At 46.4% G+C, this 12217-nt stretch carries 11 protein-coding genes; 8 read left to right on the forward strand and 3 right to left on the reverse strand.

The window, feature by feature from the left end:
* Nucleotides 1–341 precede the first annotated feature (341 nt).
* From FCL46_RS24400 to FCL46_RS24430, 7 genes are read left to right on the forward strand one after another with little or no spacing between them, the layout of a single operon-like run.
* The gene (locus tag FCL46_RS24400; RefSeq protein ID WP_136809100.1) at nt 342–1412 is read left to right on the forward strand and encodes an AAA family ATPase; all 1071 of its coding nucleotides are present in this window, start codon (nt 342–344) and stop codon (nt 1410–1412) included.
* Nucleotides 1413–1450: 38 nt separating this feature from the next.
* A complete protein-coding gene (locus FCL46_RS24405) occupies nt 1451–2365 on the forward strand; it encodes a DUF58 domain-containing protein (RefSeq protein ID WP_136809101.1) in 915 nt (304 codons plus the stop codon).
* Nucleotides 2362–3027: a hypothetical protein gene (locus FCL46_RS24410; protein WP_136809102.1), complete on the forward strand. Its 666-nt coding sequence runs from the start codon at nt 2362–2364 to the stop codon at nt 3025–3027. Before FCL46_RS24405 ends, FCL46_RS24410 begins: the two co-directional genes overlap by 4 nt.
* On the forward strand, nt 3027–4016 hold the full coding sequence (locus FCL46_RS24415; RefSeq protein WP_136809103.1) for a vWA domain-containing protein: 990 nt from the start codon (nt 3027–3029) through the stop codon (nt 4014–4016). The genes FCL46_RS24410 and FCL46_RS24415 overlap by 1 nt, the downstream gene beginning before the upstream one ends.
* 17 nt (nt 4017–4033) lie before the next feature.
* On the forward strand, nt 4034–5989 hold the full coding sequence (locus tag FCL46_RS24420; RefSeq protein ID WP_136809104.1) for a VWA domain-containing protein: 1956 nt from the start codon (nt 4034–4036) through the stop codon (nt 5987–5989).
* Nucleotides 5989–7857, forward strand: coding sequence for a BatD family protein (locus tag FCL46_RS24425; protein ID WP_136809105.1), 1869 nt, complete (start codon nt 5989–5991; stop codon nt 7855–7857). Before FCL46_RS24420 ends, FCL46_RS24425 begins: the two co-directional genes overlap by 1 nt.
* Nucleotides 7854–8603, forward strand: a complete 750-nt coding sequence (locus FCL46_RS24430; RefSeq protein ID WP_136809106.1) for a tetratricopeptide repeat protein — start codon at nt 7854–7856, stop codon at nt 8601–8603. Before FCL46_RS24425 ends, FCL46_RS24430 begins: the two co-directional genes overlap by 4 nt.
* A 125-nt stretch (nt 8604–8728) precedes the next feature.
* Here the strand turns inward: FCL46_RS24430 and FCL46_RS24435 are convergent, their stop codons facing one another.
* The 3 genes from FCL46_RS24435 to FCL46_RS24445 form a co-directional block, all read right to left on the reverse strand.
* Complete coding sequence (locus tag FCL46_RS24435) at nt 8729–9136, reverse strand: bacteriohemerythrin (protein ID WP_136809107.1); 408 nt, start codon at nt 9134–9136, stop codon at nt 8729–8731.
* 77 nt (nt 9137–9213) lie between these two features.
* The gene (locus tag FCL46_RS24440) at nt 9214–10317 is read right to left on the reverse strand and encodes a GGDEF domain-containing protein (RefSeq protein WP_136809108.1); all 1104 of its coding nucleotides are present in this window, start codon (nt 10315–10317) and stop codon (nt 9214–9216) included.
* A 526-nt stretch (nt 10318–10843) separates the two neighbouring features.
* On the reverse strand, nt 10844–11551 hold the full coding sequence (locus FCL46_RS24445; RefSeq protein ID WP_167505984.1) for a 16S rRNA (uracil(1498)-N(3))-methyltransferase: 708 nt from the start codon (nt 11549–11551) through the stop codon (nt 10844–10846).
* A gap of 246 nt (nt 11552–11797) precedes the next feature.
* Between FCL46_RS24445 and FCL46_RS24450 the strand changes: the two genes are divergently transcribed.
* Nucleotides 11798–12184 carry a hypothetical protein gene (locus FCL46_RS24450; protein ID WP_136809110.1) on the forward strand — a complete coding sequence of 129 codons (387 nt, stop codon included), beginning with the start codon at nt 11798–11800 and terminating at the stop codon, nt 12182–12184.
* The last annotated feature ends 33 nt before the right edge of the window (nt 12185–12217 follow it).

Genomic DNA, 12217 nt, shown 5'->3' on the forward strand with positions numbered 1-12217 from the left:
AGACGATCTGGATCACCGATATACTCACAACTCACCTATCGCTGTTTGATTCCTTCTTGCCCCCGGGATCTGCCATGAAACTTAACACTTAACCACATGCAATTATTAACGTATTCACTCATCTCATCTCGTTATCTGCACAGAGGATCAAGGGCAATCAGATCCGCTTATGACTGCAACAAATAGACAGTGACTTCATCTTCTCTCTGTAAGATTACAGCATTGTAATGGTTTTGAAAGTGATCGGTAATGTAGAGTGATTATAATTCGATAGCGTTAAAATATTTCGATAAAAAGATAACAGAATATTCAATAAGCCATCATCTACATTGAGGATCGCGATGTTCGGACAGAACCAGCAAACACCAACTCCACCTGAAATAGCTTCAACCACCTCCAATACGACTTCACCCGGCGACGATGTATATCGCTCGATCCAGAAGATAAACGAAGATGTCCAGCGGAGTTCGGCATGGCTTGCCCCCTTGCGCCGTGAAATAGGCAAAATGATTATCGGCCAGGACCACCTTGTTGAACGACTGCTGGTCGGGATGTTGACCGGTGGCCACATCCTGCTCGAAGGTCTGCCGGGCCTTGCCAAGACACTTGCTGTCAAAACCCTCGCTAAAGCTGTGCAGACGGATTTCAGGCGAATCCAGTTTACCCCGGACATGCTCCCTGCCGATATCATCGGAACCGAGATCTATAACCCGCAGCAGACCACCTTTGTGGTTAAACAGGGACCCGTTTTTTCATCACTGATCCTGGCTGACGAAATCAATAGAGCACCCGCCAAAGTACAATCAGCCCTTCTTGAAGCAATGCAAGAAAAACAGGTGACCATTGGTGAACAGAGCTTTCGCTTACCTGAACTCTTTCTGGTGCTTGCAACCCAGAACCCTATCGAGCAGGAAGGAACCTATCCCCTTCCCGAAGCGCAGGTAGACCGTTTTATGCTCAAAGTCGTGGTGAATTATCCCACCATGGAGCAGGAGCGCCTCATCCTCGATGCCATGGACAATACGGAAACCGAGATAAACGTTATACCTGTTGCCCAGGCTTCAGATATCCTGGAGTCCCGTAAGGTAATGAACACCATCTACATGGATGATAAGATTCGGGACTATATCGTATCCCTTGTTTTTGCTACTCGTGAGCCGCAAAAATTCAACCTGAATCTGCAAGACTATATCGAGACAGGTGCATCCCCACGTGCAACAATCAATCTTAAACTTGTGGCACGAAGCCTGGCATTTCTCGCTGGCAGAGGTTACGTCACCCCTGATGATGTAAAAGACGCAGCGCTCGATGTTATGCGCCACAGACTGCGGATCAGCTATGAAGCAGAGGCAGAAGGTGTTACCAGCGAAGACATTATCCGGAAAATTCTCGATACCGTCCCGGTACCATAATCGTAATATCTCAGATATCTTAAGAGCATAGATCTATTATGGAAGCAGAACTTACCAGGAATATTCTTAAAAAGGTCCGCCAGATCGAGGTTCGTACCAACCGCCTGGTTAACGACAGCCTTGCGGGTAACTACCATTCGGTCTTCAAGGGCCGGGGCATGAACTTTGACGAAGTTCGTGAGTATGTACCGGGCGATGATATCAGGTCCATCGACTGGAATGTCACGGCAAGAACAGGCATCCCGCATATAAAGAAATTTACAGAGGAACGCGAACTGACCATCATGCTGATGATTGATATCAGCAGCTCGGGCGAGTTCGGCTCCAAGGCCTCTTCCAAACGCGAAATCATGGCAGAGATCGGTTCTGTCCTTGCCTTTTCGGCAGTTCGCAATAATGACAAGGTAGGGCTCATTCTTTACACCGATTTTATCGAGCTCTACATTCCGCCCCAAAAAGGGCGTTCACATATACTTCGGGTTATCCGCGAAATCCTCTTTTTCCAGCCGCGCGGCAAGCAGACGGACCTGACGGTTCCGCTCAATTTTATCAATCAGGTCGCTAAACGAAAGTGTGTTGCCTTCCTGATTTCTGATTTTTGCCTGCCGGGAAATTTTGATGATTCTCTACAAAAACTTATGCCAAAAATGCGGGTCAGCAATCGGCGTCATGATCTCATCTCTCTGCTGGTGTCTGACCCCCGTGAGGCAGAATTACCCGATGTAGGCTGGATCACCCTGGAAGACGCGGAAAGCGGTGAGCAGGTGGTTATCAACACTTCCGATCCGGAAATGCGCCAGGCATATATGGAACAGGCAAAGGGCAGAAGAGACCAGATAAACAGGGCAATTCGCTCATCCGGTGTCGACCTGCTTGAACTCAGCACAGATGACTCCTACATTCCCCCACTGCTCAACTTCTTTAAAATACGGATGCGGAGGGCTGGCAGATGAGATTTTTCACACTCATAAGCGGATTCTCGGCTCTCATGGTTCCAACTTCGTTACTGGCAGACGAAAGTGCACAACAACCGCTGCAATTACTCACCCCCCAGCAGCCACAAGGCAACGCAGTACAGCCTGCAGTCCCGACAAACCTGCACGATATTTATGGACCAGTTCCCCTCCCAGACCCGGTCCCATATCTGCAGTATGGGCTACTTCTCCTCGCTGCAGTGCTGTTACTGCTTGCTTTGTACTGGTGGTTTGTTAAGCGCGAAAAACCAGGTCCTCCACCGATTCCACCGGCAATTACCGCCCGTGATCAATTGCTACGGGCACGGGAAATGATGAATAGCGAGCAGGCACTCAGCTATATGGAGCGGGTCTCTGATATACTCAGACGCTATCTCGAAGTTCGGTTTAGTTTACGCACTACGCGCCAGACCACCCGTGAGCTTTTTGTCAGTCTCACCGGAAGTGTCCAGCCCGAACATCTTGCACTTACCGGACTCAACACCGAGCTGAAATCGTGCCTTGAACTCTGCGATCTGGCAAAGTTTGCTCATAAAGCAGGAACAGTCACATTACTGCAGGAGATGGAAGATACGGTGCTGCACATTATCAATAAAACCGAGAACGATCAGTCGGACACCTCTTTTAAGGAGGTCAGATAATGCGATTTCTTTACCCGCACCTCCTCTGGTTCCTGCTGCTTTTGCCGCTGATTGCTGTTCTGCGCGGCCGCAAAGGCGCTGCACCTTCACTCATTTTTTCATCGACCTCGCTTGTTGCCTCCCTTGCGGCGAAGAGTCGTAAGACACGCCCTGCGTATCTGCAATTCGGCTTGCGACTGGCTGTCCTCGGCCTGTTGATCCTTGCTGCAGCACGACCGCAACTTGGCAACACCACCACAGAAATTCAGGCAAGCGGTATAGATATTCTTCTGGCGGTTGATGTCAGTGGCTCTATGGAAGCGATGGACTTCACCTTGGCAGGAAAGGCAGTAACGCGACTGGCAGTTGTCCAGAAAGTTGTAGATGAATTTATTGAAGAACGCCCGAATGACCGCATAGGGTTGGTCGGTTTTGGCGGCAGGCCATATCTTGTCTGCCCGTTGACTCTTGACCACGATTGGTTGCGTAAGCGGCTCGAATCGCTCTCCATAGGCATGATTGAAGATGGCACAGCCATAGGTTCTGCTATTGGTAGCGGCATCAACAGGCTGCGGGACCAGGATTCTAAATCACGCATTCTTATTCTGCTCACAGATGGCATGAACAACTCAGGCCGGGTTCCACCGCTTGTTGCAGCTGAGGCGGCAGAGACACTTGGCATCAAGGTCTATACAATCGGTGCAGGAACACGGGGTGAAGCACCAATGCCGGTGCGAGATGCTTTTGGTCGCCAGCGCATGCGCATGGTACGGGTTGATATTGATGAAAAGACCTTATCCGAAGTAGCTGAAATGACCGGTGCCCAGTATTTTCGAGCCACTGATTCTAAATCACTTGCCAGAATTTACGATGAGATCAACACAATGGAAACCACGACCCGGACCATCAAGAAATTTGAAAACTACCGGGAACTATTTTCATTTTTTGTTATAGCCGCCCTGCTTTTACTAGGGCTTGAACTTGCTGCTCAACGAAAGCAGCTACCATAACCGGGTGTAAATACACAATGCAGTTTGCTCAACCAATCTGGATATTTACAGGACTTATCGTTTCAATCGTTCTTCTGGTGCTTTTGCATATCTTGCAGAAGAACCGGCAAAAGAGCCTCGAGCGCTTTGCGGCCAGCCAATTACTTGGTCGTTTAACACGCCATATTTCCCCAGGCAGAAGGCGATTCAAACATGCCATAATCATCCTTGCCGTTATGCTGCTTTTTGTTGCGCTTGCACGCCCTCAATACGGTTTTAAATGGGTCGAGGTCAAACGAAAAGGTATCGACATACTCTTTGCCCTTGATACATCAAAATCCATGCTGGCAACAGACATTAAACCGAACCGTTTGCAACGTGCCAGATTCGGCATAATGGATTTTGTCAACCAGCTGGAAGGTGACAGAATTGGTTTGATGCCCTTTGCAGGGTCGGGATACCTGATGTGTCCAATGACCCTCGATTATGATGCCTTTATTCAGTCACTGAACTCCATCACCACCGATATCATCCCCAAAGGTGGAACAAACATCTCCGCTGTAATTGAGGAAGCAGAAAAGGTGCTGGATAACGATACGAACCATAAAATCCTCATTCTGCTCACCGATGGAGAAAACCTTCAGGGAGATGCCCTGAAAGCTGCTGAGAAAGCGCATGACAATGGCATGACAATCTACACAGTAGGCGTTGGAACTCCCGGGGGAGAGCTTATACCGATTGACGGAAAAAGCGGCAGCGGAAGCTTTGTGAAAAATAGTGAGGGAAAATACGTTACCTCCAAACTTGATGAGTCAACGCTTACCAAGATTGCTGAAACCACAGAGGGACTCTATGTCCCGCTCGGCAACAGTGGTGAAGGCCTGGAGAAGATATATCAACAGAAGTTGACCCTGATTCCCAAAGAAGAACTTTCCGAAAAACGTCACAAAGTACCTTTAGAGCGATTTAGCTGGCCGCTGGCCGCAGCAATATTCCTGCTCCTACTCGAGTTTGGTATCCCTGAACGGAGGTCAAATAAACAGCTGTCCTTTCCGGGTTTCCTTAAGGCGGGAAGAAAAATGAAAAAACATTTTATACCTATGATATTAGCAGGTATCTTCTCACTTCAGGGTGTGCATGATATACATGCATCTGAGGCTGAAGACGCCTATGCAGATGAGAATTACCTTAAAGCTTCTGAACTGTATCAGGAACGTCTCAAACAACAGCCGGATAATCAGGCTCTGCACTACAACTACGGCACAGCCGTTTATAAAAACAATCTGTATGATGAGGCCATCGCTTCCTTTAATCAGGCACTCAAAGGAGAAGACCTCTCTATTCAGAGCAAAGCATATTTTAACCGTGGAAATGCGCATTTCCAGAAAGGTGTGGAGAGCCAGCAAGCCGATCCACAAAGCACAATAGAGCAGTGGGAGCAGGCGATAAAATCATTCGAGGGCACTCTCAAACTGACCCCCAACGATACACAGGCTGCAGAAAACACAACATTTGTTAAGCAAAAACTTGAAGAGCTTAAGCAACAGATGGAGCAGCAGCAGGAACAAGACAAACAGGATAAGCAGGATAATAAGCAGGACCAACAGGATAAACAGGACAAACAGGATCAGAAAAGCGACCAACCTGAAGGGGATGACGAAAAGAAACAGGATTCCGGTCAGGATCGTAATAACGACAATAGCGATCAACAACAACCCGAAAAAAGAGAAGAAGATTCTGCTAAAAATTCTGAAAACCAGGATAAAAAAGAGCAATCCGCCGAAAAAGAGCAACCTCAGGCTTCTCAGCAGGATACTCAGCAAGAAGGTAACCCTGCAGATCAGGAAGCTGAAAATCAGCGGGCCATGGAACGCCGTGAGGCAGGTAAAATGACAGAAGAAGAAGCTAAGAACCTGCTGAATGCCTTAAAAAATGAAGAGGGTGAATTGAACTTTATACCAGGCGGCTCTGAAACCGTAGAGAAGGATTGGTAATGCGCAAGATAGACTCCACTATATTTGCTAATCGAAAAGCACCATACCTGTTGGTTGCGTTTGTACTCATCGCCCTGATTGCATTTCCTTGTGTTAATAGTGCACTCTCAAAATCTGAGATAACAGTTAGCGCTAAACTCGGGTCTGCCAGCTTTTCTGTAGATGAAGGGGCACAACTTACAATAACTATCAACGGGACCCGATCCGCAAATCTGGAAATCCCCGAAACGAATAATTTTGATATCTACCAGAGAGGAAAAAGCAGTCAGTTCAACATGATTAACGGCGAATTTTCCGCTTCGATATCTGTCACATGTCTGTTGCAGGCTCACCAACCCGGGAAGTATACTATTCCGCCAATCAGTATCCATGCAGATGGTACCACTATTACCACTGAACCGATTCCATTTGAGGTGACCGCTTCGGGCAGAAGCGTCCAGCAACCTGCCGCAGCCGGTTCCGGCCAGCAAACTCAAACAGGGAATGCTGATGAAAAAGGCGCATTTATTCTGCTGGTCAATGAAAAGCAAAAAAGCTATATCGGTGAGATAATTCCCATCGAAATTAAAGCCTACTTCAGACAGGGACTTCGGGCGAACCTGAACAGCACACCTTCGATTATAGGTGATGGCTTTGTTATGCCGCAGCTCCATGACCAACCGCGGCAGACCCAGGAACGCGTTGGTAACTCTATCTATAATGTGCTGACCTGGAAAACGACGCTCTCCACCATAAAAGAGGGAGCGCACACCATACGAATAGAACTGGATGCGACCCAGCTTATTCCCCAGCGACGTACTTCAACATCAATTTTTGGCTCCAGATCCCCCTTTGACGATGATTTTTTTGACAGTGTTCTGGGCGGATACTCGCAAAGACCCTTGAAAGTCACGAGTGAAGATATCGCTTTGGAAATCCTGCCACTTCCCGAGGAGGGACGACCTGAAGATTTTACTGGGGCAATTGGTGATTTTTCTTTAGAGACACAGGCAGAACCCAGAAAGGTTGAAACTGGAGAGCCGATTACACTGACGATCAGCGTCCATGGCAGCGGTAACTTCGATAGAGTTGAAGCTCCTATATTCCCCAGCCTGCCAGAATGGAAAACCTATTCTGCAAATAGCCAGTACTCACCTGACAAATCCAAAACCCCTGTTGATAAGAAAGTCTTTGAGCAGGCTATTGTCGCAAAATCCCCATCAATCACTGAAATTCCAAGTCTGTCTTTTTCATATTTTGATCCGCAAAAAGGCATATATGTGACCAAAAAATCTGCTCCGCTTCCCATTACAGTTAGCGGAAAAGCCGCACCAGCCCCAGCTACAGCTACGATACAGGCCCCTCAACCCCAAAAGGTTCAGATCGAAGAAAATACAGCGTTATTTCATGGTCTTGCTCCGATAAAAATAGAGCCGGGAAAAGCTGTAAGATCAATTAAGCCACTGTATAGAAAGCCCTTTTTTATTGCTGTAATGGTCATCTGTTTTATGGCAATTCTTTACTTTTTCCTGATCAAGACAATGCAACTACGCGCACAGAGGCGGCCCGAAGCAGGTCAAATGAAACAGCTCAGTGCTGCGATGAAAAAATCATTTACAGCAATTGACGAATCACGAATGGCGGAAAACAGTGCAGCATTTCTTGCTGCATGCAGATCAGCAATACAGCACCATCTGGGTACATTATGGGGCTGCCAGCCAACAACGATAACCAGAGCAGATATTGCAGAAAAGCTACCGCAGCACCCTGAGCTTTTAGAAATATTCACAGCTGCAGAACAGTCCGCCTATGGTGGTGCAAATCTCAGTAGAGAAACGATGGAAGATTACACCAGGAAACTGAAAACCACCCTGGAGACCCTGATATGACTTTAAAACGAGTACATAGAGTTCTGCTCTTTTGTAGTATCTTGATATTGCAATCACAATTGGTAGTTACTGCGGTTGCGGGCGGCGATCGATTCAATGAAGCCAACGCTGCCTATAGCAGTAGTAATTTTAGCAGCGCCATTGAAATGTATGAGGAACTACTGGAAGAGCATGGATATGCTCCAGGAGTGTTGTACAACCTTGCCAACAGCTATGCGATGACAGACCAGACCGGGAAGGCTATTCTCAACTACGAACGCGCCTTGCGACTCGCTCCGGGCGACTCTGACATAAGCGGCAACCTTCATCTTGTACGTACCGAAAGCGGATTGTTTGCCATGGAATCAACATTTTCCGAACGAATAATACATCTGCTCAGTATGGATCAGTGGACAGGACTGGGGGGATTATCGCTTGTGGTACTTTCTATATTTCTGCTTCTTTCAACCAGGTTGAAATTTTCACGAAAAACAACGTTGTCAGTTTGTATATGCTGCCTGTTAGTGATAATTATCGTCACAACAACGAGCTCATATCTCCATAGTCACTGGAACAGCTCAGTAGTTGTGGCAGACTCCAGACTACAGGTATCTCCATTCGAAGGAGCGGCTGGGTCAGGAGAAATCCAACAGGGGCGAATTGTTCATACCAGGAAAAAGCACGGGGACTATCTCTTTGTTGAAGATGAAACGAAAAGAAAGGGCTGGCTCCCCGCTTCTGCAATTGAAAAAATTATTCCACAATAGAGAGAAAGCGTACAGGGTGTAATTTGACCAGATGAAACTCAACACCACCAGCCCACCAGGTACGAATACCCCAAAAAAAACATTGAGATGAATAGTGAAAATTAAGAAAACACTTTGAGACGCTACTACTCCGAAGGTCGGTCAGCCATGAATTCTCCATATTTTTTATCACAACCGACAATGTGATCGACCAGCCATTCACGCAGGAAATGGTAAAACTCACGTACTTGAGCATACGACATCTCGCCGTGCTGAATTTCCTGAAAGTCCTTTGCTTGTCGGGCCAGTCTGACATGCTCTTTCTTGTGTTGCTCAAGTTCCGGAAAGCCAGCATTCTCCATCATCAACTCTTCGGCAGCAAAATGCTTCTCTGTATATCCGATCAGCTCATTGATAGCTTTTTCAACTTCACTATCATTCCTATTTCGTACCGCAAGAAAAAGTACTTCGATCAAATCTACGATTTTGTGATGTTCGGTATCAAACTGTTCAACACCGGTATTATAGGAATCACGCCACTTTATAACTGCCATAAGCCCCCCATACTTACCTAAACATGAGAATTCCTGCCCTCTCTGTCACGGACACGGGTATTCTCAGAAAAACACTGTCAACAGGACCTTACGCAGTTGCGCCCAGCACCTTTCGCCATGTAGACCCCATTGTCCGCGGCTTTAAGCAATGCATCCACGCTGTCAATATCGCTTGTGTTAGCTGCAACCCCAACACTTATGCTGCCAAGCCATTCACCATCACCCGCTGCAACCTTCAAATTTGCAACATTGCTCCGGATCTGCTCAGCAATATACATCGCGCCTTTTAGCGGAGTTGATGGACAGATCACGAAAAACTCATCACCACCAAGGCGACAAACGATATCATCACTTCGAACAGAATGGCGTAATTCCATGGCTAATCGTTTCAAAACTTCATCACCGGCATCATGACCGTAGGTATCATTTATTCTTTTAAAGTTATCTGCATCAATCATCATGCAGGATAACGAATCCCCATGTTCTTTACTCTCCTTCCAGAGCTCATTAAGCTGCCGCATGGCGTGTCGCCTGTTTGGCAAATCTGTGAGAGAGTCTGTCAAAGCCAAGATTTCAAGGTCTTCATTAGCTTGTAATAGTTTTTCGGTTCGCTCGGCCACCTTCGCCTCAAGTGTTTTATTTAAGGTGTTTAATTCTTTATTTCTCGCCGACACCTGCTTAAACAATCCGTTGAGTGCGGCCAAAAGAGGTTCTGTCGATTCTGCCGCTTTATGCTCCTCATTCAGATATGCATCCCGGGGAGTGCCCCCCTCCTCAATCTCATGTATCTGGCGCGCCATGTTCTGATCTACACCAAGGATATGATATGCAAGCCAATGGATAAGAAATTCCAATAGAGATCTGCCTGCACTTGATTTCTTTCCATGCAGCTGCTCGATCATTGCCAACACATCATCAAAAAAAGCAATGTGCTCCTGAACATGCAGATTGACATGTCGCAAGTCTACCTGTAACCGGCTCATCATCTCTTCTTCGTCTTCAAAATGCTTTTGCGCGTAAGAGGAAAGCTCCTGCAGAGTGGTGTCGATGTTTGAAATGTTTACGTCATCTTCAGAGACTTCCCGGCCGAGTTTGTTAATAAGATCGACCAGCACTTTATGCTGATCATCAACATCCTTCAATCCAGTCTCAAAGATACCTGCCCATCTGAATGCTTTCATTTAATCTCCGATAGTTGTTTCCAACCTACCTATAAGTGATTCGACTATTGGCTCTCACACAATAAAGCTTATCGAAGATGACCGATGCTGTCAAAATAGTCGTTGTGAAACAGCAACTATGGCACTGCAGCAACGCTCTCTCCTGGCACAACCTGTGCAATCCACCTTCCTTCCTTAAAAGGATAGAGACGGATATCTGATAGCTTTTGAGCACCATGTAATATCAACATTGGTGCCCGGGATGTCACGGATAACCTCGATATGGTTATGCAGGAATGGAACAAAGAAAAGTGAATAATGCGCAGCCGGATAGCCCCATTACACACTAACGGTAAAGCTCAAGGCGAAGTGGTAATACATGGATGCATGGAGATACCGTCAGCCGGAGTTTATTGTCTCTGTGTGCATGAAGGGCGCAATGACAACCACTCAGTTCAGCCATCCCCCCTGCAGTCAACAATACTGTAAGGGGTGCTTTTGGGGCTGAATGAGTACAAAAAGCAAAAACATTGAGAAACAGACTTTTCTACATGTTTTTGACAAGAAACTGCACCACTGATGTCGCGGTAAGCGTAGCTGTTTCGGCCCTCAGGATACGTTTGCCAAGAGAAACTGTCTGCCAGCCGGAGGCTCGGGCCAGTTCAGCTTCTTCTAGACTTAAACCACCTTCCGGCCCCAGCAACAGAATCGCCTTTTTAACATCTTCAGGAATTACAGGGTCATGCAAAGAGACCTGCCCCTCTTCCTCCCAGAACATGAGTTTTACTAATCCCGGAGAATCAGGAAAAGATTGTACCAGCTCACTGAATTCAATGGTCTCCTCCATCTCCATCAGATCAGGGCGATAGCACTGCTTACAGGCAGACTCCACAATCCTTTGATATCGCTCAAGCTTTTTCTGGCCATGATGTTCACTGATCTTCCCCTGGCACCTGCTGGTCCATAGCGGAATAAATTGATTTACTCCAAGCTCAGTACATTTCTGTATGACCAGATCCATTTTCTTACCCTTGAGATGCCCCTGACAGACAACAAGAGGGATTGTATCGTTGTCTTCAGAATTTACCTGCTCAACAATCCTGGCTTTTACTGTTTTTCCTATAATAGTAATGATTGCTGAAAAAACAGATCCTTTGCCGTCAAGCAGTTCTATAGCATCACCAGCTTGTAACCTCAGAGCCTTAACAATATGCCGGGACTCCGTTTGTGGCAACTCTACAGAATCACCGTCCAAACTTTTCCTATCAAAAAAAAATCGTCTCATAGATTGTTGTATATATAAATTATCTGCACCGTTTTACGGCTATATAGCCAAACAAACACAGGGAGTATGGACAGTTACCGGGTACATCCTCCATTCCCTCGTTATAATTATAATTTGACAACACCTCAACATTTACGTATGTATTTAAAAAAGAAACGTTTTTTTCTAACAACACTACTCTTTTTCAGGTAATTACATACTCACGAAGAGGTTAGTATGTCCAGTGAACGAAGAATTCAGGAACGCTTTTCCCTGGATCTGCAGGCAAAAATTTCCTACAGATTTACCGATGATGATCCAGAGGATTTCATCGAAACTGTCGCTGCAAATATGAGCTCCGGCGGATCATTCCTGCAAACGGATAAAGATATTCCCTTGGCCAGTAAGGTCAAAGTCGAATTTCTCCTATCTATTAATGACCTTAAAAAACTCAAATTCATACTTTCTGTAGAAACTCTTCGTTCTATAACCAGTGACCAGGTCTGGGTTCAGGCCACCGGTGTTGTTATACGCTCTGTTCCAGGTAGCGGGGTGGCGGTAATTTTTGATAAGAATTACCAACTCACTCCTATGACTCCTGTGAAGAAAAAGCTTTTTTATTAGGTGCCTGTCCGAGAATAGACATTTCTTCTCAAA

It is taken from the genome of Desulfosediminicola flagellatus, from assembly GCF_005116655.2.
Lineage (GTDB): Bacteria > Desulfobacterota > Desulfobulbia > Desulfobulbales > Desulfocapsaceae > Desulfopila > Desulfopila flagellata.

Coding starts and splice junctions, on each gene's coding strand:
- FCL46_RS24400 (WP_136809100.1), top strand. CDS start 342: ATGTTCGGACAGAACCAGCAAACACCAACTCCACCTGAAATAGCTTCA.
- FCL46_RS24405 (WP_136809101.1), top strand. CDS start 1,451: ATGGAAGCAGAACTTACCAGGAATATTCTTAAAAAGGTCCGCCAGATC.
- FCL46_RS24410 (WP_136809102.1), top strand. CDS start 2,362: ATGAGATTTTTCACACTCATAAGCGGATTCTCGGCTCTCATGGTTCCA.
- FCL46_RS24415 (WP_136809103.1), top strand. CDS start 3,027: ATGCGATTTCTTTACCCGCACCTCCTCTGGTTCCTGCTGCTTTTGCCG.
- FCL46_RS24420 (WP_136809104.1), top strand. CDS start 4,034: ATGCAGTTTGCTCAACCAATCTGGATATTTACAGGACTTATCGTTTCA.
- FCL46_RS24425 (WP_136809105.1), top strand. CDS start 5,989: ATGCGCAAGATAGACTCCACTATATTTGCTAATCGAAAAGCACCATAC.
- FCL46_RS24430 (WP_136809106.1), top strand. CDS start 7,854: ATGACTTTAAAACGAGTACATAGAGTTCTGCTCTTTTGTAGTATCTTG.
- FCL46_RS24435 (WP_136809107.1), bottom strand. CDS start 9,136: ATGGCAGTTATAAAGTGGCGTGATTCCTATAATACCGGTGTTGAACAG.
- FCL46_RS24440 (WP_136809108.1), bottom strand. CDS start 10,317: ATGAAAGCATTCAGATGGGCAGGTATCTTTGAGACTGGATTGAAGGAT.
- FCL46_RS24450 (WP_136809110.1), top strand. CDS start 11,798: ATGTCCAGTGAACGAAGAATTCAGGAACGCTTTTCCCTGGATCTGCAG.